Below are 23690 nucleotides of genomic sequence, written 5' to 3' on the forward strand. Positions count from 1 at the left end.
CTTTTATAGATTTTAAAATCGACTGACATGCCAAGAATCGTCATTACTACCATAGCGATAACTAATCTTGTCAATTTTCCAGTCACTCTCTGTTAATTTTACGATAAATTGTTTATGGTACCAAAAATCATTCCCATAGGAAAATTCGAGAAACATCTTAGCCTTACTCTTCATAATAAACTTAACTCGACAGGACTCTAACACAAAATCATAGGTACCTGGAGAACCAAAAGAAGCTGAAAAACCTCTTTTATAACAGTTATCAGTCAAGTGTTTTTGAGCTAAAGGAGTCAACTTCACTTTAAATTCATCAAATAACTCCATTTCTCCAGGAATAGTTTGATGTGTAGGAAGATTATTTTCCTTTTTGTAGGTGTTTATTTCTTGGTGTTTTAGGAAGATATCACTTTCAATTTTGGAATGCTCTACTAAAACTTGGCATAATTCTTCGATGATCCTCTCATTTTTTTCTGTCAGATACTTTTCTTTGGTTTCTGAAATATCAAGAGAGATATTAGGAAAGTGATTGATTTTCATCTTTTAAATCTCCGACAAAAAGGCATTGATTTCTTCTTTGGTTTTACGAGCTTTATTGACCAATCGCCCCAATTCCTGACCTTTCTTAGTCACAACAAAACTTGGGATACCAAAAATATTCCAAGTTTGTGCCAAAGCCATATAATCATCACGATTAACACGCACAAAGGTCATATCTGGATGGAGGGCTTCGATGTCAGGCATAACGGGATAAATGAACTGGCAGTCTGGACACCAATCGGCAGTGAAAAAGAAAACCACCTTTTGATCACTTTCAACATAGCTTGCCAGTTCTTCAAGATTCTTAGGAATAATCATGCCTGCTCCTCCTCATAGGTCAAGATATCCTCTGCATAAACAAAGCTATAGGCACGTCCATCCTCTAAGACGATACCTCCTGTAAGCCCTGGATTTTCCTTATCAGTGGGATTCGTATAGAGGACTGCGATAGTCCCCAGGTGTGATAATTCTTGTCTAATATCTTGGATTAATGCAGCCTGCTTCATTTCTGCACGTGACTGTCTATACTTCTCTGCCATTGCCAAGAGACCTAAAGCTCCTACGCCTCCAGCAAACAAGGCCAATGTTTTACGTTTCATATGAAACATTTTACCATATTTTTAGACGAATGGGGAGAGGCTACCTATCTCTTAAGAATCGTGCTAAAATAGTAACAAGTACTACTCAAGGAGGATTTTATGACTACCCTATTTGACAAGATTAAAGAAGTAACTGAACTCAGTGCCACTTCAGGATTTGAAGCGCCAGTACGCGACTACCTTCGCCAAAATATTACACCACTCGTAGATGAGGTTCAAACAGATGGTCTCGGTGGTATTTTCGGTATCAAACATAGCCAGGCGGAAAATGCCCCTAAGGTGCTCGTGGCTGCCCACATGGACGAAGTTGGGTTTATGATTAAGGAAATCAAGGCAGACGGGACTTTCCGTGTCGTCGAACTTGGTGGTTGGAACCCACTGGTTGTCAGCTCACAACGCTTTACCCTACACACCCGTGATGGTCGTGTTTATCCTGTTATCTCAGGTTCGGTGCCACCTCATTTCTTACGTGCTAGTGGCGGGGCTTCAAGTCTTCCTAGTGTTTCTGATATCGTCTTTGATGCTGGTTTTGCCAACCAAGAAGAGGCCAATGCCTACGGTGTTTTCCCTGGTGATGTCATCATTCCTGAATCAGAAACAATCCTCACAGCCAATCAAAAAAATGTGATTTCTAAAGCTTGGGACAACCGTTATGGTGTTCTCATGATTCGTGAACTCTTGGAAAACGTTAAAGATCAAGAACTCAATAATACTCTAATTGCTGGTGCCAACGTTCAAGAAGAGGTTGGTTTACGTGGTGCCCATGTTTCTACCACTAAATTTGATCCTGAGGTTTTCTTTGCAGTGGACTGTTCTCCTGCAGGTGATATCTATGGTAATCAAGGTAAGGTAGGTGATGGTACCCTTATTCGTTTCTTCGACCCAGGTCACATCATGTTGCCAAATATGAAAGATTTCCTTTTGACTACAGCTGAAGAAGCTGGTATCAAATACCAATACTACTGTGCTGCGGGCGGAACAGATGCTGGTGCCGCTCACTTGCAGAATGCTGGTGTCCCATCAACAACTATCGGTGTTTGTGCCCGTTACATTCACTCGCACCAAACCCTTTATTCGATGGATGACTTCCTAGAGGCACAAGCCTTCTTACAAGCGATTGTTAAGAAGTTGGATCGTTCAACAGTGGATTTGATTAAAAACTACTAAGACAAGGAGTAACCCATGATTATTGGTTTTATTGGCGTTGGAAAGATGGCGACAGCCATTATCAACGGCCTAAATACAAGCTCACATCGTATCATTATTTCAGGGTCTTCCTTGGCTCGTTCACGCCAAATTGCAGAGGAACTAGAGGTTGAAGCTGCTGCTTCCCATCAGGAATTGTTGGATAATGCTGACTTAGTCATTCTTGGCATCAAACCTCAAATGTTTGATAAGGTACTAGCCGGTCTCAATTTTCATCAACCTATCATAAGTATGGCTGCTGGAGTGACCTTGGAACGCCTCGCTTCCCTCACTAGTCCAGACCTTCCTCTTATTCGTATCATGCCGAACCTTAATGCTCAAATTCTCAAAAGCACTACTGGTCTTTGCACTAATGATAATGTATCCGAGGACCTTTTGGCAGTTGCCAAGGAAATCACAGACAGTTTTGGAACCACTGTTGAATTGGCTGAGAAGGACTTTGATACCTTTACTGCCTTAGCAGGTTCTAGCCCTGCCTACATCGCCCTCTTTATCGAGGCTCTAGCTAAGGCTGGTGTCAAAAATGGCCTGAGTAAGCAGGTCGCTCTGACCATTGCCACACAGACGGTTCTAGCTACCGCTGAAAATCTCAGTCTTGGTAGCTACAGCCCACATGATCTTATTGACAAGGTCTGTAGCCCTGGTGGGACCACTATCGCTGGTCTCATGGACCTTGAGCGTACAGGCCTCACCCATAGTGTGGTTTCAAGTATTGATACAACCATTGCTAAAGCTAAAAAACTATAAGAAAAAAGCTCGGAATCTTCCGAGCTTTATTTGATATATGGCGCTAAAAATTGCAAGAGTAACATCACTGAAACTGCAATAGTATTGTTAATGATATGGGCCATGATACAGTACTCTAACTTTTGACACTTACGATATACTGTCCCAAGGGCAAATCCCATACCTGCATATACAATCCAAACACCAATACTATTAGGCCGATGAACAAGACCAAAAAGTAAACTACTAACAATCAAGCCAACAATAGAATCGGGGTTAAAGACACGTCCCATGAGGAGCCCTCGAAAAACCAGCTCTTCCACAATCGGTGCCATAATTACCGTAAACGTTATGAGAAGGAAGGGATTCATATGGGCATTTTCTATGGCTGCCTGATTGGTGCTATTACTAACACCTTCCATCATCATGACCATAGAACCAATCCTAGTAACGATATAAATACCTAGGTAGGTCAAGCCAATCATCCCCCAGGCCTTCAGGGAAGAAAGTGCCTTAAAGCCTTCGAAAAGCCCAAGACGTTTTCCTAAGAAAAGAGCTCCTGCGCTCATGAGAAGCAAGACAAAAATTAAGAGACAGACTAACCTGGTATCTTTGACACCTAAATAGATGGTTGGAACTTGATCAATAATTAGTATTAGGAAAGCTAGTAACAAATAGAGAAAGCGTTTGAGAATTGACCCTTTGTTCATGAGAAGCCACCTCTTTTCATCATTTATTTGTATCTCTATTACAATACAATATAACTCAATTAACAAGACAATAAGAGAAAGAGAGGTGAATTTTTCAAGATAATATGGGCTCTCATCCTATTTTAGATAGAATGAGACGAATAAGGGCAAATCCCAATACTAAGCCATAGAGCAAGATAGATAAGACTGTAACATATGGCAACTGAATATTGACAAAGGCATATAGGGCAATCAAAGCAAAGATAAGCAAAAACTCTAAAACCAGAGTTGCGACTGCTGACGCCATTAAAATCTGTTTATTTCGCTCATCGTAGGCAGCAATATACATCCGATGAAGACGTTTAGGATGGGTAAGTGTCGCAAAATAATAGATTGACAAGGCATAAACCCCAAGGGTAAGTCCCAAAACTAAGCCTAGAGCATAATCACTAAGACTGTTAGAGCGAACAACAAACAATCCCAAAACACCCAAGCAAAAAAGAGAACATGCTACTCGTGTAATGTATTTCTTAAACTCATCCTCTGTTTTTCTCTTTCCTAATAACATTTTTATTAACATATCCTAATTTTCCCTTCATTATCCTTTAAAAGAGCAATATACATTTTTTCAATGATAACTTTAATCATTCACCTTAAACGAAAAGACTGAGTAGTACACTTATGCTATTGTTTAAGATATGAACACCCATACTGTACTCGATACGCTTAGTCTTATAATATGTTATCGCAAGACCAGCTGACATAACACCATAGATGACAATTGTCTGAAGCGTAAATGCTGAGTGACCAGCCATAAAGAGAAGACTGGAAATAACAAGACCCGTCTTAAAGTATTTTCCAAAGAGCACCTTGGCTAAGAGTCCCCTAAAAATGATTTCTTCCATAATCGGAATAATAAAACCGACGACTACTAGGTGAAGATAGAATGGTACTTGAATAAATATCTTATTTAAAGCATCTTGATTTTCCATAGTCGCATTGTGTGTTAACTGACCAACAAAATACCCTAGAAGATCACCTAGGAAAAAGATGACGAGATTAAGAGAAGCAATCGCAACGAGACGTCTCCAATTAATCTCTTTAAGCGATAAGAGTTTAAATCTATAAGCAATCACGATAAAAATAGCCAAACTCCCTAATGCCCAAACACCGTAACCTATTTGCTCCACAAGTGAAAACTTACCATCCTGAGTAAGTAGCGGGAAAGCACCTAATAGTGTTAGATCTAAGATTAGTAGAGTGAGCGCTAAAACAATAACACCAATTTTCTTCATTACTTGTTTAAACATATCTTTTCTCCTTAATCTTCCTCAAAAATAAAGACTTCTTCAATAGTCTTTCCAAAATACCTAGCAATTTTAAAAGCTAGTTCCAACGACGCATTATAGCGACCTTTTTCGAGTGAAATGATGGTCTGCCTCGTGACTCCCATCTCATCTGCTAACTCTGCCTGACTAATCTTATTAGCCTTACGAAGTTCCTGAATTTTTGTTTCCATGTGGTACCTCAACTTTATCGTTTATTCTCAAATAGTTAAACTCCTTACTTTTCTTTATTAAGTTTACTTTACATATATAGTATAGTTTGCTTTACATTTTTTGTAAAGTCTCTTTTACATTTTTTATAAAGTTTTCTTTACTTATTGAATTACACATTTATAAACATAGGCGAATGATTCTGTCAGAGCATTCAAAAAAGCTGGCCAATCACTCAGCCAACTTTTCTGGTCTTATCAAATTTTTGATAACTTATTTAGTTTTAAGGCGCTCAACATCACGTGCAATCACCAACTCTTCATCTGTTGGGATAACAAATACTTTAACAGCTGACTCTGCTGTTGTAATGTCGCCTACATGTCCAAAGACATTCTTTTCAGGATCCACTTCAATACCAAACCAAGTGAGACCATCCAAGACTGAAGCACGAACTTCTGCAGAGTTTTCACCAATACCTGCTGTAAAGACGATAGCATCCGCTCCGTTCAACACACCGAAATATTGAGCAATGTATTTACGCAAACGATCCACATAAAGATTATAGGCTAACACACATTTTTCATCGCCAGCATTCTTACCAGCAATGATATCACGCATATCACTTGATTTTTCAGAAATACCAAGAAGACCTGATTCCTTATTAAAGACGTGACGGATACGCTCAGCATCTGCCATTTCAGGCTCACGGTCGATAACAAATGGAATAATCGCAGGGTCAAGATCCCCAGTACGTGTTCCCATCATAACGCCACCAAGTGGTGTCAACCCCATTGACGTGTCTACTGATTTACCACCATCAACGGCAGTAATTGAAACACCATTTCCCACATGGGCTGTGATAATCTTAGTTTCTTCAATTGGCTTACCTAACAACTTAGCTGCTTCTTGAGAAACATATTGGTGGCTAGTTCCGTGTGCTCCATACTTACGGACTTGGTAGTCTGTATAGTAGCGATTAGGCACTGGATAACGGTAGGCCACTTCCGGCATAGACGTATGGAAGGCTGTATCAAAAACAGCAACACTGGTAATATCTGGGAGGAGCTCCTTAAAGGCCCGAATCCCTGAAGCTGCACCTGGATTGTGCAAAGGTGCTAAGGCTGACAATTCTTCAATCTTAGCCAAGGCATCTTCATCCACCAAGCTTGATTCTTTGAAATATTCTCCACCAGCAACTACACGGTGACCAACACCTGTAATTTCATCATAACTCTTGATAATATCAAAACGAATCAAATCATCAAGCAAGATTTTTACTGCCTGAACATGGTCAGCAATATCTAGGGTTTGCGATTCTGAACGGTCATCAAATTTTACTGTTGAAACAGAATCTTTCAAGCCGATACGTTCAATCAAACCCTTAGCAAGAACAACTTCATCTGGCATCTCATATAGTTGCCATTTCAAGCTTGAGCTTCCTGCATTAATTGCTATTGTTTTTGTCATAAGCCACCTCTTTGTAAAACGCTTTCAATAATATAGTCCTATTCTAACATGTTTTGCTAGAAAATGGAATTATCTGATTTCCATTTTTGGAAATTATCTGTGAAATCCTTGAGAATCTCTGGGTTTTGCAAATCGCTAAGTGGATAAACGAAGGTCTCTGGAGCATTTTCAGTTTGTTTTTTAAGCACGAAGATAGACTTCATGTTATGTTTATTGCCAAAAGCTGCTTCTGGAAGAGTGATAACGGCAATAATATCAGCATATCCTGATAGCCATTTCTTAAGCAAGTCACTTTGTGGGCTTGTCAAAAGATTAGTTGGTGCCAAAAGAATAGCAATACCATCCTTCTTCAGGTACTTGAGTGATTGCTCCATGAGAAGGTGATGGGCATAGGTGTGTTCACCAGTTGCTGCAACCTTGAAACGACTCGCAATCTCATCATTTGGGTAATACCCAACAGGTAGGTCACTGATAATAACATCACTCTCTTTGAGAATGTGTGGTCGAACAGCATCTTCTTGGATGTAAACTGCACTTGAATTCACCACATCAGCAATACTAGCTGACAAATCGATAAGGAGATCGTCAACTTCCATTCCCATATAATTAAGGGTTTTCTGACTATTATTTAGAAGGGTTTCAGCTAAGTTTCCTGTCCCTGAACCAATCTCTAAAATATCTAATTGGTCGTCCTTGGTCAAACCTTCGAGTAGGTAAAGAATGATAAATCCAATAGCATCTGGTGTAAATTGGTGATTGGCTTGTAAAGCTTCCAATTGCACTAGTTTGATAAACAAGAACTGAAAAGCACGACGCCACTCCTCTTTACTTAGATCAAGAGCTCGTAATTTCTCGTTGTTTTTGATGATGACTTCATTAGCTACCTCAGCCCCCAAATAATAGGAATTTTGCTCAATAAGTGCATCGTAAGCATGGGTTCCAAGATCATTTTCAATGGTTTGGACATTTTCTAACAATAGCTCAAAAGCTGTCTCAATTGCTTCAAAATTCATGATTTCCTCCGTCCTTCTATCATATCAAAAAGGGAAGAGAATTTCTATTTCTGCTCCTGTTTCTTCATATAACGATAGGTCTTGATTTGGCCTTTACTGGCAACTCTAACAATCACTTGTTTGTCCTTAACCTCATAAGTCGTAGTTCCCTGAGAAAAACTAAAAGCACCAGCTTCCTTGTCCACCAAGTCCATGGTCATTTCTGCCATGAGATGACTTTGACTGGAAGTCATTTGCGCTTGGTTTTGTCTAGAGCTAGCAACCACCCGCTCCAGATAAACATGAAGAAGAAGTGTGAAAATGCCAGCCATAAAAAGAGCGTAGAGGAGAACGCCTCCCCTAACCTGTTTTTTCAAAAGCATAAACAAAACTCCTTTGTAGCCCATTTTTAAGAGTCACTTGGATAGTGACTATCTGGTTATTTTGACTAATCGTACTAGATTTTACATTGAAAAGCATTGGTTGGTAGCCTCGACCGTCAGCATTTGTTTTTCGAAAATCAGTAGCACTTGAAAGGCCAAAAGCCAGGTCTTGATTATCCTGCTTAACATAGAGTTTGTTCCCTTCTACCTTTACAAACTGACAACCTTCTAACTCTGCCTCCATTTGTTGAACAAATAGAAGCCAGTCTTGGTTTTCTTGTTGCTTGACCTGCTTAACATTGCTCACCAATACTGTGGTCAGACCTTGATAAACTTGAATTGAACCAGCAATCACCAACAAGGCTACTAGACATTCCAAGAGGGTAAAGGCGCGGACCTTACTATTTAGAGACATGAATAATCTCCTTTCCTGATTCATAAACCGCGATACCTTGCTTGCTACGTTTTACTGTCACTGTGATACCATTTAAGGTCAACTGATCCTGTTTGGTCTGAACTGCCATGGTTGCCACACTCAAAACCTCCTGTTGGTGGAGATTCCTAGCCATTAACCTACGATTGGTATTGATTTGATCTAATATAAGACCACTGACAAGCACTAAGACAGCCATTGCTACCAGGCTTTCGATAAGAATATAGCCTCTAAGAGACCGTCTTTTTATATTTACCGCTACCCATGTTAAGCTGATAGGTCACCACCTCCTTATCACTTGAAAAACGAATTTTCGTGAGGCTCGAGTTGCCTCCTTTGGCATCAAACATTAGCGTCTGCCCCTTATCAAGATGAATACTTTTAGGAATCACCAGACTGGATTTTCCGTTACTGATTTTATCCTTGGTCAACTGCAATTCAACATTGGCCCCTTCCGCCGCTGCCAAGCGCTGACTATCTCGGTATAGGTACTCAAAGCGCAGATAAAAAAGGTTAGTTTCAACCTGTTGAAAAATACCTGTCACTGAGCCTGACAAACTCAGAGTGAGAAAGGCAACCACTGCTAATGTCACCAGACTCTCCAACAAGGTGAAGGCTCTAATTGGCCACTGAGCGGCTTTCGCCACCATGTTTCGCATAGTAATCATTGTATGAATCTGCCTGTTTTTGCGTTATTTGACCTTCTGAAACAAGAGCTGCTAAGCTAGCTGTCTTGTTATTCTTCATTTCATAAAGTTCTGCTTGAGAATCCACGACCTTGACCACAGCCGCATTTCCAGTCTCTTTAACAGAATCCTTCTGCTTACTCAAGTTAGGAACAAAAAGCAAGAGGAGAATACTGATAATGAGAAGCACGACTAGCATTTCAATTAGCGTAAAAGCTCGTAGTTTAACGGCATTCAATTTTTTTAACATCATTTTCATGACATCATTCCTTCCATATTTTGATACATTGGTAATAGCATGGCTGCATAGATCATTACAATCACGACAGCAACAATAATAAAAATGAGGGGTTGCACAAAGGTTGTTGCCTTATTAAGACGGTTAAAGAAAGCCTGCCAAACCTCTTCAGCATAGACTTCTAACTCATAGCCCAACCTAGCATTAGCCTCTCCATAAGCAATAATCAAGGATAGTTCCTTAGTGAAAAAAGGGTGAGTAGCAATACGGTCAGGAAAACTCTGTCCTAGCATCAAGGCCTCTTCTAAATCAGCCCCCAGCTCACGAAAGAGCTTGGACTTTTGCTCTTGCATAAGAGAAACCAAATCTAACAGGTCAATGCCTTGTCCTAAGAGATTTCCCCATTCCCTAGCATAATAGGCAGTCGTATATAGCCTGACAGTTTGCCCTATAAAAGGGATTTTTGCCATTCGTCGGTAAAAGACAAGGGCTGGCTGGTGTTTGACCCATAGATAAAGAATTAAGCTTAATACAAGAAGTCCACACAAACTCACAAAGAAGAGCTGGGGAAAGATTTGAACCAACTGTACAGCCCAATTATCCTTACCATCACCCTCTAACAGTTGAGGTAAAAGATAATTTTTAAGTCCTAACATAATCAGAATCAGGAAACCCAGGAGTAGGATAGGGTAGGTCGCTACCTCCATGAGTTTCTTGCGAACCTTGGTCATGCGAAGCATGTAGGTTTCAATCTTGGTTAAACTCCCTAGAAGATTACCGTGCTTATCAGCAAGGGCAATCTGAGTAACAATATTGTCCGAAAAACCCACTGACGCAAACATCTGGTCTAGCCTGTCGCCTCGCATTAAGCTTGCTTTCATAAGAGATAATGACGATTCTTTCAACAAGTGACTTCGCTCCAAAAAGGCTACGATTTCAGTTAAAGTAAACCCTGCCTTTAGAAGTTGTTTGAAAAGCTGGATAACCTTGACTTGCTGATTAATCTTTAATTTTTTCCCCTTGGACATCCCCTTCAGTGAGATATCCTTGTTGAACCAAGCCTTCCAACTGTTGGTTCCAGCTGGTTGACGAATGGCTTTGGAAATTTTCACTGGCAAAATCAATCACACCTCCTCCCTTAATCAAACGCATATAGGCAATCCCTTGAAGAGCATTATCCAACTCAGACTTATCTACACCAAGGTCCAGAAGACGCTCATAAACACCTGCCACACTCTTTGCGTGAATAGTTGAAAGAACAGTCACTCCTGTCAGACTAGCTCTAATAACCGCTCGAGCAGTCTCCTTATCTCGAATTTCTCCAATAATCAAAACATCCGGGCGGTGACGTAGTGATAGCTTAATCAAATTATCATACGTCATGTCAATTGCCTGATTTACCTGGAGTTGCAAGACATTATCCTGTTTAATTTCCACAGGATCTTCAATCGAAATCACCTGCTGTCCCTTAAAACGCTCCTGAACCAATTCATGCATAAGCGTAGTCTTTCCAGAACCTACGGGACCTGCAAAGAGATACAAGCCACGATAATCCAAAGCATCCATAATCGGCTGGATTCCTTGATTCCAATACACCAATTCTCGACGTTCGGAATGTAGAACACGAATAACTAAACTTTCTAAGCCGCGATAATCCCCAACGGTTGATAAACGCAGAGAAACCCTTTGACCATCACCACAATCATAGTCACAGGAACCTAGTTGACTCCTACGCTTCTCACCCACCATCATTCCCGCCACAAATTTAAAGTGACCAATAAGACTAGCCATGAAATCAGGCCGATATACATCAATTAATCTCCTCTCCTGGCCAACTCGCATATAGAGCTCGTAATTATCCTGACGTGGAATGACATAGATGTCTTGAGCCCCACAACTATCAGCATTTTTGATCATTTCCTTAGCAAATTCTGTTACCATAAGGACCTCCTCATAGACCTATTCGTAAAAAGTTTAAGAAAATGAAAAGAAGCCCGAAAAAATTCGAGCTTCTGCATTGTTTAACGTTTAATTTTACAGTGGGCATGATTTGGAAGGTCATTTCGCTTTTCATATCCCGGACGGTATTTTTCCTCAGGAATTTCCTGCCAATCATCCAAAAGAGCAATCGATTGATAGACCTGCAGATATTCGTCACACTCCTCACACCAGTGTTTATCCTCTTGGTCCCAAAAAGCAGTCATGACACTACTACGGCTGATATAACTTGGCAAGGTTTCTTCCATAGCAAACCAAAGTTTTTTATAGTATTTGAGGGCATCATAAAAATTTTCAAATTCCTTAGTACTGATGATATCTTCTTGCCAGCCTTCTAAGAACCACCACGGTTCCAAATCCCCTTTCATTTCAACTACTTGGTACATTTTTCTTTCTCACTTCATCTTTGGTGTTCCTATTATACAAAATTTTCTGGAAAAGATAAAAAAAATGGTCTTATATTTTATATTTATCAAAAATTGAAGAAATTCTAGTCATATAAATACGAAAAGAACTCACAATGAATTGTGAGTTCTTTTGATTTCGTTTTAGTCTTCAGATGATTCCACAATTGCTTCATCAACAGCAATATTTTCAATAACTTCAACTTCGTTAACTGAAAGTGGTTCAATGTTACGGTAACGAGCCATACCTGTACCAGCAGGAATAGTCTTACCAATGATAACATTTTCTTTAAGTCCAAGGAGATGGTCTTTCTTACCACGGATAGCTGCATCTGTAAGCACACGTGTTGTTTCTTGGAAGGAAGCCGCTGACAAGAATGAATTTGTTTCAAGTGAGGCTTTCGTAATACCAAGAAGAACTGGACGAGATGTTGCAGGAACACCACCAGAGATAACAATATCCTTGTTAGCATCTGTGAAGTCAGAAATGTCCATAAGTGTACCTGGAAGGAGATCTGTATCACCTGGATCCATAACACGTACTTTACGAAGCATTTGACGAACCATTACTTCGACGTGTTTGTCACCGATTTCTACCCCTTGGCTACGGTAAACTTTTTGTACTTCTGCAAGAAGATAAGTTTCAACTGACAAGGTATCACGCACTTCAAGGAGACGTTTAGGTTGGATTGACCCTTCTGTCAAGGCTGCACCACGGTGTACTTCGTCACCCACTTCAACTTTCATACGAGCTGTAAATGGAACAACGTATTCACCCATTCCAGTCTTACCTTGAACGAAGACTTTCTTAGTACGTGTTGCGGCATCTTCTTCGATTTCAATAACAGTACCTTTAACTTCAGTGATAACCGCTTCCCCTTTAGGGTTACGTGCTTCAAAGATTTCCTGGATACGTGGAAGACCCTGTGTGATATCGGTGTTTGAGGCTACCCCACCGGTGTGGAAGGTACGCATAGTAAGCTGTGTACCAGGTTCCCCGATAGATTGAGCGGCGATAGTACCAACTGCTTCACCAACTTCAACCGCATCACCTGTTGCCAAGTTGATACCGTAACAGTGACGGCAGACACCGTGACGTGTGTTACATGTAAAAACTGAACGGATAGTTACTTCTTCAACACCAGCATTGACAATAGCAGCAGCCATGTCTTCAGTAATCAAAGTATCTGGACCTACGATTACTTCACCTGTTGTAGGATTCTTAACTGATTTCTTAGTGTAACGACCTTGAAGACGTTCTTCAAGTGTTTCCGTAACTTCTTTACCATCAGTAATCGCACGGATAAGAAGACCTCGGTCTGTTCCACAGTCGTCTTCACGGATGATAACATCTTGGGCAACGTCAACCAAACGACGAGTAAGGTAACCTGAATCGGCTGTCTTAAGGGCCGTATCGGTCATACCTTTACGCGCACCGTGAGTAGAGAAGAACATTTCCAAAACGCTCAAACCTTCACGGAAGTTTGAAAGGATAGGCAATTCCATGATACGTCCGTTAGGAGCGGCCATCAAACCACGCATACCGGCAAGTTGAGAGAAGTTAGAGATGTTACCACGAGCTCCTGAGTCCATCATCATAACGATTGGGTTCTTAGGATCTTGTGTTTCAATCAGACGTTTTTCAAGGGCTTCTTTCGCTTCACGCCATGTTGTTGTAACAGCAACATAACGGTCATCATCTGTCATCAAACCACGACGGAAGGCCTTGTTAATTTCTTCAACACGGTGGTGAGCAGCATCGATAATTTCTTGTTTATTATCGATAACTGGGATATCGGCGATACCAACTGTCAAACCAGCAAGTGTTGAGTGGTAGTAACCAAGGTCTTTCAAACGGTCAAGGAAGGCTGATGTTTCAGTCGTACGAAGACGTTTGAAGGTTTCAGCGATGATGTTACCAAGATTTTTCTTCTTGAACGGTGCATTAATTTCCAAACTATCAATTACTGTTTGGATATCTTGACCTGGTTCAAGGAAGTACTTATCTGGTGTACTATCTGTCAAGTTCTCATTTGTTGTTTCTTGAAGATATGGAATTTCTGCTGGGATGATTGAGTTAAAGAGAATCTTACCAACAGTTGTAACCAAAATCTTGTGAAGTTGGTTTTCTTTCCAAGGTTTATCAGGCATGCTGTCTACTGCAATACCTACACGGCTATGCAAGTGAACATAACCATTACGATAAGCCATAACTGCCTCATCAATATCCTTGAAGACCATACCTTCACCCTCACGGCCTTCTTCTTCCATAGTCAAGTAGTAGTTACCAAGAACCATATCCTGAGATGGCGTTACGACCGGTTTACCGTCTTTAGGGTTAAGGATGTGTTCAGCCGCAAGAAGGAGCAAACGTGCTTCAGCTTGAGCTTCTTCAGACAATGGAACGTGGATGGCCATTTGGTCACCGTCAAAGTCGGCATTGTAGGCCTCACATACCAATGGGTGAAGACGAAGGGCCTTACCATCAATCAAGACTGGTTCAAAGGCCTGGATACCCAAACGGTGGAGAGTAGGTGCGCGGTTAAGAAGTACTGGGTGTTCCTTGATAACATCTTCAAGAATATCCCAAATACGTTCATCGCCACGTTCAACCATACGTTTAGCGGCTTTCACGTTACCTGCGTATTCACGCGCAACGATTTCACGCATCACAAATGGTTTGAAAAGTTCGATGGCCATCAAACGTGGCACACCACATTGGTACATTTTAAGTGTTGGACCAACGGCGATAACGGAACGTCCAGAGAAGTCAACACGTTTACCAAGCAAGTTTTGACGGAAACGACCTTGTTTACCTTTAAGCATGTGGCTCAAAGATTTAAGTGGACGACTACCTGGTCCAGTGATTGGACGACCACGACGTCCATTATCGATAAGGGCATCTACCGCTTCTTGCAACATACGTTTTTCGTTTTGCACGATGATACCTGGGGCATTCAATTCAAGCAAACGAGCCAAACGGTTGTTACGGTTGATAACACGACGATAAAGATCGTTCAAGTCAGATGCCGCAAAACGTCCACCATCCAATTGAACCATTGGACGAAGGTCTGGTGGCAATACTGGCAAGATGTTAAGAACCATCCATTCTGGTTTGTTACCAGACTTATAGAAGGCATCAAGAACGTCCAAACGACGAACAGCTTTAACACGTTTTTGACCAGTTGCTGTCTTCAACTCTTCTTTGAGTTCAGCAATTTCAGCTTCCAAATCCACTTGTTTCAAGAGATCTTGGATAGCTTCTGCACCCATTTTAGCGACAAATGAACCATGTCCATACTCTTGCAATTTTTCACGATATTCACGTTCTGTCAAGAGAGATTTTGGTTCAAGTGGTGTTTCCTTTGGATCGATAACCACGTAAGCTGCGAAGTAGATAACTTCTTCAAGCGCACGAGGACTCATATCCAAAGTCAATCCCATACGAGAAGGGATTCCCTTGAAGTACCAGATGTGTGATACTGGTGCTTTCAACTCGATGTGACCCATACGTTCACGACGAACCTTAGCACGTGTTACTTCAACACCACAGCGGTCACAAACGATACCTTTATAACGGATACGTTTGTATTTTCCACACGCACATTCCCAGTCTTTAGTAGGACCAAAGATCACTTCGTCGAAGAGACCTTCGCGTTCTGGTTTGAGCGTACGGTAGTTGATTGTTTCAGGTTTCTTAACTTCACCATAAGACCATGAACGGACCTTAGTTGGTGAAGCTAGTGTGATTTGCATACTTTTAAATCGATTTACGTCAACCACTAGTATTACCTTTCTTTTGTTCTATTGACAATAGCAGCGCTATTCTCACCTTTATCAGCTACCTTAGCAGAGAGAGTGAACTCCCTCTCTAAAGCTTATTTTATTCTGTTTTATCTGAAGCTTCTTCTTTAGCTTTTTCTAATTCAGCAGCTTCTTTGGCTTGTTGTACACGTGCTTTTTCAAGATCATCGACGTGCATGACATCGTCATCTTCACCTTCATCAAGATCACGCAATTCAACTTCGTAGTCATCCTCATCAAGGACACGCATATCAAGACCAAGTGATTGCAATTCTTTAACAAGTACTCGGAATGATTCTGGTACACCTGGTTTTGGAATTGGTTTACCTTTAGTGATAGCTTCATAGGCTTTCAAACGTCCGTTAACGTCATCTGACTTGTAAGTCAAGATTTCTTGAAGGATATTTGATGCACCATAAGCTTCAAGGGCCCAAACCTCCATCTCACCGAAACGTTGTCCACCAAATTGTGCTTTACCACCAAGAGGTTGTTGGGTAACAAGTGAGTAAGGACCTACTGAACGAGCATGAAGTTTATCATCAACCATGTGGTGAAGTTTGATCATGTACATGACACCAACTGACACACGGTTATCAAATGGTTCACCTGTACGTCCATCGTAAAGGATTGTCTTAGCATCACTATCCATACCTGCTTCACGAACAGTATCCCAGAGGTCTTCTGAGCTTGCCCCGTCAAAGACTGGTGTTGCGATGTGGATACCCAAGTTACGAGCAGCCATACCAAGGTGAAGTTCCATAACCTGACCGATATTCATACGTGATGGCACCCCAAGAGGGTTCAACATGATATCAACTGGTGTACCGTCTGGAAGATAAGGCATGTCTTCAACAGGAACAATACGAGAAACAACCCCTTTGTTACCGTGACGACCGGCCATCTTATCTCCGACCTTGATCTTACGTTTTTGAGCGATGTAAACACGAACAAGCATGTTAACACCTGATTGCAATTCATCACCGTTTGCACGTGTGAAGATTTTAACATCACGAACGACACCATCACCACCGTGAGGTACACGGAGTGATGTATCACGTACTTCACGAGATTTATCACCAAAGATAGCGTGGAGAAGACGTTCTTCAGCAGAAAGGTCTTTTTCACCCTTAGGTGTTACCTTACCAACAAGAATGTCACCTTCTTTAACCTCAGCACCGATACGGATAATACCCATTTCGTCAAGGTCTTTGAGGGCTTCTTCACCAACGTTTGGCAATTCACGTGTAATTTCTTCAGGCCCAAGCTTTGTATCGCGTGTTTCTGATTCGAATTCTTCCAAGTGAACAGATGTATAAACGTCATCTTTCACAAGACGCTCACTCATGATAACGGCATCCTCGAAGTTGTAACCTTCCCATGTCATGTAAGCGACGATAGGGTTTTGACCGAGGGCCATTTCTCCACCTTCCATAGATGGACCGTCAGCGATAAAGTCACCTTTTTCAACAATATCGCCAACCTTAACCAAAGTACGTTGGTTGTAGGCAGTACCTGAGTTTGAACGACGGAATTTTTGAATAGTATAAACATCAAGAGAACCATCTTCACGACGAACTTCAACTTTATCAGCATCAGAGTAAACAACTTTACCGTCGTGTTGAGCAATAACTGCAGCTCCTGAATCATGGGCAGCTTGATATTCCATACCAGTACCAACATAAGGTGCTTTAGGGTCAATCAAAGGCACAGCCTGACGTTGCATATTGGCACCCATGAGGGCACGGTTAGAGTCATCGTTTTCCAAGAAAGGAATACATGCTGTCGCAACGGCAACTACCTGTTTAGGAGAAACATCCACGAAATCTACAAGGTGTGATGGGTACTCTTGGTTATTACCTTGGTGACGACCCATAACGATTTCTTCTGCAAATGTTCCATCTTCGTTCAATTTAGAGTTAGCCTGAGCAACTGTGTACTCATCTTCTTCATCAGCAGTCAACCAAACCACTTCGTTGGTTACTTTACCAGTTGCACGGTCAACCTTACGATATGGTGTTTGAATGAAACCGTACTTGTTAAGGTGTCCATATGAAGACAAGTTATTGATCAAACCGATGTTAGGTCCTTCAGGTGTTTCAATTGGACACATACGACCGTAGTGCGTGTAGTGCACGTCACGAACTTCATATCCGGCACGGTCACGTGTCAAACCACCAGGTCCCAAGGCTGACAAACGACGTTTGTGTGACAACTCTGACAATGGGTTGTGTTGGTCCATGAACTGTGACAACTGTGAAGAACCGAAGAATTCTTTAACAGCTGCAGTTACAGGGCGAATATTAATGATTTGTTGTGGTGTCAAGACTTCGTTATCTTGAACTGACATACGCTCACGTACGTTACGTTCCATACGAGCTAAACCAATACGGAATTGGTTAGCAAGCAATTCACCAACCGCACGGATACGACGGTTACCAAGGTGGTCGATATCGTCTACTTTACCAATACCTTCAGCAAGGTTGAGGAAGTAGCTCATTTCAGCCAAGATATCCGCTGTTGTCAAAGCACGAACTTTATCATCTGGGTTGGCATTACCAACAATTGTAACCACACGATCTGGATCATTTGGTGCAACAACCTTGAATTTTTGAAGAACAACAGGTTCTGTAACCACCGCATAATCGTTTGGTGTGTATACAAATTTGTTCAAATCACCATCCAAATATTCTGCGATTGAATCAATCACATCACGTGTCATTTCAGTACCAGCTTCAACAAGGATTTCACCTGTTTCAGGATCTACCAAGTTTTCAGCAATTATTTGTCCCAAAAGACGTGTCTTGATGTTAAGTTTTTTATTGACTTTGTAACGACCAACAGCAGCCAAGTCATAACGACGTGGATCAAAGAAACGAGCTACAAGCAAGCTACGTGAGCTGTCGGCAGTTTTTGGTTCACCTGGACGAAGACGTTCATAAATTTCTTTAAGCGCTTCATCAGTACGTGAATCTGCTGGGTTTTTGTGGATATCTTTTTCAATGGTATTACGAACCAACTCGCTATCACCAAAGATATCAACAATTTCGTCATCACCTGAGAATCCAAGCGCACGCACAAGCGTTGTGAATGGAATCTTACGTGTACGGTCGATACGAGTGTAGGCAATGTCTTTTGAATCTGTTTCAAGCTCAAGCCATGCCCCACGGTTAGGGATAACTGTTGATCCATAACCCACTTTACCGTTTTTATCAACCTTATCGTTAAAGTAAACACCAGGTGAGCGCACCAACTGAGAAACGATAATACGTTCACCACCATTGATGATGAAAGTACCCATCTCAGTCATAATAGGGAAATCTCCGAAGAAGACTTCCTGAGTTTTGATTTCACCAGTTTCTTTGTTAATAAGACGGAAAGTCACAAAGATAGGTGCTGAGTATGATGCATCGTGGATACGAGCTTCTTCAAGTGTATACTTAGGCTCTTTCAATTCGTAACCAACGAATTCCAATTCCATAGTGTCTGTGAAGTTTGAGATAGGAAGTACATCCTCAAAAACCTCTTTAAGACCAGTATCCAAGAATTCTTTGAATGAATCCGTTTGGATTTCAATCAAGTTTGGTAAATCAAGAACTTCTTTGATTCTTGAAAAACTACGACGGGTACGATGTTTCCCGTATTGAACGTCATGTCCTGCCAAGTCTTCTACTCCTTTTCTACATTCGAGACCTGCTTTGCAAGTCGTGCACTTTAAATATTTGTCTTCTGCCTTGTTCAGTTGCTTGTCCCATTAACAAGTGATTAAACACTAACATCCACTTATCTGATTAAGGATAAGCAAAAAACTTAGTTTGTGAATTTTTAGAACCTTTAAATATGAGTTACAACGCTTGAAAATCCTAAAAATAAGCACAAAAATAGCAGCTAAATCTGACCGAAAAAACGTTGATTTAACTGCTGTATCTCTTGATTGGACAATATTTCAACCAAGTAAGACGACAAATAGTTGTCTATATTATACCTAATTTTTTGCTTTTTTGCAAGTTTTCTTGGAAATTCGTATGTGTCTTGTTTTGGGAGAAATTAAAATCACCAAGAGAACATAAAAGAAAGACCGAAAAAGTGTAGCGTTTTCACTCATTTCAGTCTTGACTTTACTGTTATCTTGATGATACAATAATTCTAAACTGATTAAGCAAAGGTGCGCTTTGTTTAATCGGTAAGGCGGCAGGTGCGCGAACACCTTCCGTCTTTTTCTCGTGTTTTATCTATAAGATTATTATACCACAATTAGAGCATATTGCAAGTGTTTTTGCTAAATAAAGTTTCTTAAAAGCCTATAATATCAAGGGTTCTTTTAATTTTCTATTATCATAATTTCCTAATCATAGGAGTCAAACCATCACGTGCAACTCTTGCTCCAGGGATCAAATGCTCACTTTTATTTTCTCCCCTAACTAGATCAAAATGATCTAGTTTTTTTATTTTTTTGTATTCTTTTCTCCAACTACCAAAAAATATATCCCGTAAATCTCCTGAATAATACAACAAAATTATTTGAGCCATAGCAACAGCACCTTCTTCTGACCAATACATACCACGTTTTTTCATTCGATATGTCATTTTTCTGTGTTGTGACTCCATCACACCAATGGTTAAATCCCCTAGACCTCTATCCTTTGGTGATGCCGTATAGCTAAAGTCATTGATGATACGTTTCTTGAAGGCCTGAAATGACTCTATCTTAGCATCTGTCTCTAATAGCGACTCTGCTGTATCTAAGATTACCTTTAGGCCTGTCCTGTCTCTTTTCTTAATTTTCTTGACTGCAGCATCAGCTAAATCGCAAGAAATAGGAGTAAGATTTTTCTTGATACACTCACTAACATGGTAGGGGTCCCAAAAGTGAATATGCTCACCCTTGGAACAAAATTTAACAAATTCACGGAATGATGACGGGGTGTAGCCTTTTCCCCCATCTGAGTTTGTGATGATAGTTGTTCCTGGTGCTAGCTCAAAATTAGTTGTTATATAATCAAGCAGTGTATCTTTAGCTTTTTTCACTTTTGAGTTAATAACTTCAAATTTATTTTGCAGTTTCTTTCTACAACTACTATCAGAACCCGTGTGTACGACAAAATGGCTTAATTCTACGGAGGACCGTTCCGACTTTCTCACCCAAAAACCATCACCTTCAATATAAATTATGTCGGTCTTGATTTTTTCCTTTCGTTCGATACTTTCTGATAAAGCCCAAGAATCGTACTCTTCTTTTTGCTTGATGAGATTACCTACTTCAGACACGGCCCTATGAACGACATTCTTTGAAATACCAATATCTTGTAATAAATCAAATACCTCAACGACTTTACGGTAAGGCATAAAAGAGGCCAAAACAGTCACCAAGTATAGAAACTCTTGCGAAAAGCGCTGCCGTGGAATAAGTCCTAACTGTTCGTCTAAAGGAACCCTAATGACATTTCCCTTCTTCCAACGACTTCTTGAAAAGGTCATAGTTCCAAATGAAAAGGTTACTGTTCGTTCTTTTTCGTTAACTCTTTTGAAGCCTTGAGCCCTCATGCTAGTTGCTATTGTCTTCTCATAAGAAGCTACCATCTTAAGGAATAATTGCTGATTATTTTCCCTCAATTTTTGATGAAACTCTAATTCACTAAATGATGCTGTCATTCTTCCTCCAATATATTAAAAAAGACCTACTTATAATAGGTCATTATGTTTATATTTATAATTATATTTGTATTTATGTTTATAAGTTTTTGAAATAGTCATTTAGAAATGATGAAGCAGAGCGATAACCGTTCTCTTTTGCTAAACGATTTATCTTCTCACGTACAGAGGGCTGTAACGTGAATTGGAACTGCTTTGTTCTTTCAAAATCTTCTACTACCTTCACTACTTCTTGTTTTGTTTCTTTTTCTTCAGTAGCCTTCAACATTTCACTAATATTTTTATTGTTTTTATCAAATGCCATTAGATATCCCTTTATTAGATATAATTATAATTATAATTATAATTATATCTATGTTTATATTTATAGTTTAGCAGCAATTTCTTCAAAAGTCACGTCAAGATCATCAAAGAATTTTTTATTATGTTGATAAATCACCTTATCTTCTTTCATCTCAGGAAGGGAAATCTTATCCATCGTTGAACGGTTAAAAAGTTCTTTTTGTGGAATAAATCCAATAACATCATCTTCTTCAGCAAGTGCTTCTATCAACTCTTTAGAAGATTTTGTGTTATGTTTAATCATGTTGCCGACAAAGAATAGTTTGGCTGTCACAAAACTTTCTCTTGTTTTATAATCAAAAGTCTCAGCTTTCAACTCTTCCAGACGCTCCTTGAGATTAAACTTAGCATGATAACCGTGTTCAGAAGGAATAACAGGACTTATAACCGCATGACTAACAATTACCGCATTTCTAGTTGCTGTCGAAAAGTCAGGATGACAATCAATTATAATATAATCGTATTGTCCTAAATTCTTACTTTCATAGTTATCCTCTAACCACATGTAAAGTAGCATATCTTTATAAGACTTTGTTTCAAGGTCTTTTTCAATATTGTCTAGGCGGATATAACCAGGGATAAGGTCAATATTATCTTTAACATGATGGATAGTTACCTCACCTTTTTGTCTGAAGATATTTGCTATCGTTCCTTCAGCTTCAAAAATATTGTAGGTTTGTGTTAGGTTGCATTGATGATCAATGTCTAAAAAAAGAACAGACTTCCCCTTTTTAGCTAGGTCTTCCCCCAGGTTATATGCTAGAGTGGTTTTTCCCACCCCTCCTTTAATAGCAGCAAAAGTAACGATTTTCATTTTGATGCTTCCTTTCCTTGTTTAACTATATTACTATTATATCATTATAATTATATTTGTCAATATAAACATCGATATAATTATAATGATATTTATATTGATGTTGATTTTTGACAATAAAAAACAGTGTAGTCGCTACACTGTTCTCAAATCAATATTGCTATCTACCTTACAGGATAATTAATACCATCTTCAGGATCTTTGTACAACCTCATATATACTGGTTTTCCACTCAAATCAACTTCTCTTTCAGCAGCAGCAAAAAATTCTGGATCCCAATTCATAGGGCTATACCCTGAAACTAATGTCAAAAGATAAGCGCTTTTCCCATGAATTGTTTTTGTCTCAACCGTAAAAAGACTAAAACTTTGTTTAGTCGAAACAAAGACGGGTTTAGGGTTAGTTTTCTTTAATTTGTCTCCCTCAACATACTCTTCCAGGAATTCATCTAATTCCTTAAGTTCCCAATCATGTGATTGGGCAACAATTTGATTTATCCTTGCTATATCAGAAGTGAGGACAAGCAAACTATCAACTCGTTGTGTATTTCTCATATTAACTTCCTCCTAATCAAGTTATAATGACATTATAACACAATTTCAACATCAATATAATTATAAATATATTGATTGTCAGTTGTTCTAATAAATTCTTACGCTTTCCGTATCTTTGTATTGTTTATGTTCCAAGCTCCCCCTCCTTCGTTTTCAGCTTACCACGCAAGCGTGGTTATTGCTGACGAAAGGAGGTGATAGCATGGAACAAGTAATTCTGATACTTGTCCTCATGTACTTACTGAAGCATGAAGATAGTAAATAACGGAAAGCATAACCCCCAAGCTCGTGAGCTTGGGGGTTCCTAAAGGGACAGCAAGACGATTAAGTTTTCCCTGCTGTTAATAGAAAAATGACGTAATCTAATTCATCATAAAAAAAACGCAGGAGTTATCCTGCGTTCTACTACGTTACGTTAAAATTTCATAACGCTTCCATGAACCTATAAGGTGACATGGAACAAGTAATTCTGATACTGTTATTATACTAAAACCTCACTAAGTTGTCAATAATTTATAATTATAATTATAAATATATTTATGTTTGTAATTATTGTTTTGATAAACTCTTACGCTTTCCGTATCTTTGTACTGTTTATGTTCCAAGCTCCCCCTCTTTCGTTTTCAGCTTACCACGCAAGCGTGGTTATTACTGACGAAAGGAGGTGATAGCA

General features: G+C 39.9%; 25 protein-coding genes. 2 read left to right on the forward strand and 23 right to left on the reverse strand.

Translation table 11 applies throughout. The features are described 5' to 3' along the window. Window positions 1–12: 12 nt before the first annotated feature. Genes HMPREF1517_RS05980 through HMPREF1517_RS05990 form a run of 3 tightly spaced genes read right to left on the reverse strand, consistent with a single transcriptional unit; the run spans window position 13 to window position 1136 of the window. Complete coding sequence (locus HMPREF1517_RS05980) at window positions 13–537, reverse strand: hypothetical protein (RefSeq protein WP_037600106.1); 525 nt, start codon at window positions 535–537, stop codon at window positions 13–15. Window positions 538–540: 3 nt separating this feature from the next. Further along, window positions 541–855, reverse strand: coding sequence for a thioredoxin family protein (locus HMPREF1517_RS05985; protein ID WP_037600112.1), 315 nt, complete (start codon window positions 853–855; stop codon window positions 541–543). Continuing rightward, window positions 852–1136: a DUF4651 domain-containing protein gene (locus HMPREF1517_RS05990; protein ID WP_037600113.1), complete on the reverse strand. Its 285-nt coding sequence runs from the start codon at window positions 1134–1136 to the stop codon at window positions 852–854. The genes HMPREF1517_RS05985 and HMPREF1517_RS05990 overlap by 4 nt, the downstream gene beginning before the upstream one ends. A 99-nt stretch (window positions 1137–1235) precedes the next feature. Between HMPREF1517_RS05990 and pepA the strand changes: the two genes are divergently transcribed. Together pepA and proC are read left to right on the forward strand one after the other, a co-directional pair. Next, window positions 1236–2303 (forward strand): glutamyl aminopeptidase, encoded by a 1068-nt coding sequence (gene pepA / locus HMPREF1517_RS05995; RefSeq protein ID WP_037600115.1) that lies wholly within the window; start codon window positions 1236–1238, stop codon window positions 2301–2303. 15 nt (window positions 2304–2318) lie between these two features. Continuing rightward, window positions 2319–3089, forward strand: coding sequence for a pyrroline-5-carboxylate reductase (gene proC, locus HMPREF1517_RS06000; protein ID WP_037600116.1), 771 nt, complete (start codon window positions 2319–2321; stop codon window positions 3087–3089). A gap of 26 nt (window positions 3090–3115) precedes the next feature. Here proC and HMPREF1517_RS06005 read toward each other — a convergent pair whose 3' ends face one another. The 20 genes from HMPREF1517_RS06005 to HMPREF1517_RS06100 form a co-directional block, all read right to left on the reverse strand. Then, on the reverse strand, window positions 3116–3778 hold the full coding sequence (locus tag HMPREF1517_RS06005; RefSeq protein WP_037600117.1) for a CPBP family intramembrane glutamic endopeptidase: 663 nt from the start codon (window positions 3776–3778) through the stop codon (window positions 3116–3118). 112 nt (window positions 3779–3890) lie between these two features. Next, window positions 3891–4337, reverse strand: a complete 447-nt coding sequence (locus HMPREF1517_RS06010) for a hypothetical protein (protein WP_037600119.1) — start codon at window positions 4335–4337, stop codon at window positions 3891–3893. Between the two features lie 73 nt (window positions 4338–4410). Continuing rightward, window positions 4411–5067, reverse strand: coding sequence for a CPBP family intramembrane glutamic endopeptidase (locus tag HMPREF1517_RS06015; protein WP_037600120.1), 657 nt, complete (start codon window positions 5065–5067; stop codon window positions 4411–4413). A gap of 11 nt (window positions 5068–5078) precedes the next feature. Beyond that, on the reverse strand, window positions 5079–5276 hold the full coding sequence (locus HMPREF1517_RS06020; protein ID WP_002885716.1) for a helix-turn-helix transcriptional regulator: 198 nt from the start codon (window positions 5274–5276) through the stop codon (window positions 5079–5081). 250 nt (window positions 5277–5526) lie between these two features. Then, a complete protein-coding gene (locus HMPREF1517_RS06025) occupies window positions 5527–6720 on the reverse strand; it encodes an acetate kinase (protein WP_003095894.1) in 1194 nt (397 codons plus the stop codon). 56 nt (window positions 6721–6776) lie between these two features. Next, window positions 6777–7733 carry a class I SAM-dependent methyltransferase gene (locus tag HMPREF1517_RS06030; RefSeq protein ID WP_037600121.1) on the reverse strand — a complete coding sequence of 319 codons (957 nt, stop codon included), beginning with the start codon at window positions 7731–7733 and terminating at the stop codon, window positions 6777–6779. A gap of 44 nt (window positions 7734–7777) precedes the next feature. Next, window positions 7778–8095, reverse strand: coding sequence for a competence type IV pilus minor pilin ComGG (gene comGG, locus HMPREF1517_RS06035; RefSeq protein WP_037600122.1), 318 nt, complete (start codon window positions 8093–8095; stop codon window positions 7778–7780). Then, window positions 8073–8510, reverse strand: a complete 438-nt coding sequence (gene comGF / locus HMPREF1517_RS06040; protein ID WP_037600123.1) for a competence type IV pilus minor pilin ComGF — start codon at window positions 8508–8510, stop codon at window positions 8073–8075. The genes comGG and comGF overlap by 23 nt, the downstream gene beginning before the upstream one ends. Continuing rightward, window positions 8497–8727 carry a competence type IV pilus minor pilin ComGE gene (gene comGE / locus HMPREF1517_RS06045; protein WP_051412000.1) on the reverse strand — a complete coding sequence of 77 codons (231 nt, stop codon included), beginning with the start codon at window positions 8725–8727 and terminating at the stop codon, window positions 8497–8499. Before comGE ends, comGF begins: the two co-directional genes overlap by 14 nt. Before the next feature lie 31 nt (window positions 8728–8758). Next, window positions 8759–9187 (reverse strand): competence type IV pilus minor pilin ComGD, encoded by a 429-nt coding sequence (comGD, locus tag HMPREF1517_RS06050; protein ID WP_253183867.1) that lies wholly within the window; start codon window positions 9185–9187, stop codon window positions 8759–8761. Further along, entirely contained in the window at window positions 9147–9473 is a 327-nt protein-coding gene (gene comGC / locus HMPREF1517_RS06055; RefSeq protein ID WP_002885815.1) for a competence type IV pilus major pilin ComGC, read from the reverse strand. Before comGC ends, comGD begins: the two co-directional genes overlap by 41 nt. Beyond that, window positions 9470–10570, reverse strand: a complete 1101-nt coding sequence (gene comGB / locus HMPREF1517_RS06060; RefSeq protein ID WP_269634940.1) for a competence type IV pilus assembly protein ComGB — start codon at window positions 10568–10570, stop codon at window positions 9470–9472. Before comGB ends, comGC begins: the two co-directional genes overlap by 4 nt. After that, entirely contained in the window at window positions 10452–11393 is a 942-nt protein-coding gene (comGA, locus tag HMPREF1517_RS06065; RefSeq protein WP_037600137.1) for a competence type IV pilus ATPase ComGA, read from the reverse strand. Before comGA ends, comGB begins: the two co-directional genes overlap by 119 nt. Before the next feature lie 80 nt (window positions 11394–11473). Further along, window positions 11474–11836 (reverse strand): DUF1033 family protein, encoded by a 363-nt coding sequence (locus HMPREF1517_RS06070; RefSeq protein ID WP_002887019.1) that lies wholly within the window; start codon window positions 11834–11836, stop codon window positions 11474–11476. 162 nt (window positions 11837–11998) lie between these two features. Next, window positions 11999–15637: a DNA-directed RNA polymerase subunit beta' gene (gene rpoC, locus HMPREF1517_RS06075; protein ID WP_002887020.1), complete on the reverse strand. Its 3639-nt coding sequence runs from the start codon at window positions 15635–15637 to the stop codon at window positions 11999–12001. A gap of 100 nt (window positions 15638–15737) precedes the next feature. Beyond that, window positions 15738–19319, reverse strand: a complete 3582-nt coding sequence (gene rpoB / locus HMPREF1517_RS06080) for a DNA-directed RNA polymerase subunit beta (protein WP_037600140.1) — start codon at window positions 19317–19319, stop codon at window positions 15738–15740. Window positions 19320–19990: 671 nt separating this feature from the next. Beyond that, the gene (locus HMPREF1517_RS06085) at window positions 19991–21307 is read right to left on the reverse strand and encodes an ISLre2 family transposase (protein ID WP_051412001.1); all 1317 of its coding nucleotides are present in this window, start codon (window positions 21305–21307) and stop codon (window positions 19991–19993) included. A 79-nt stretch (window positions 21308–21386) separates the two neighbouring features. Further along, entirely contained in the window at window positions 21387–21575 is a 189-nt protein-coding gene (locus HMPREF1517_RS06090) for a hypothetical protein (RefSeq protein WP_371482609.1), read from the reverse strand. Window positions 21576–21671: 96 nt separating this feature from the next. Further along, window positions 21672–22463, reverse strand: a complete 792-nt coding sequence (locus HMPREF1517_RS06095; RefSeq protein ID WP_037600145.1) for a ParA family protein — start codon at window positions 22461–22463, stop codon at window positions 21672–21674. A gap of 164 nt (window positions 22464–22627) precedes the next feature. Further along, entirely contained in the window at window positions 22628–23017 is a 390-nt protein-coding gene (locus HMPREF1517_RS06100; RefSeq protein WP_037600146.1) for a hypothetical protein, read from the reverse strand. Window positions 23018–23690 lie beyond the last annotated feature (673 nt).

This window comes from Streptococcus sp. ACS2 (assembly GCF_000525585.1).
Lineage (GTDB): Bacteria > Bacillota > Bacilli > Lactobacillales > Streptococcaceae > Streptococcus.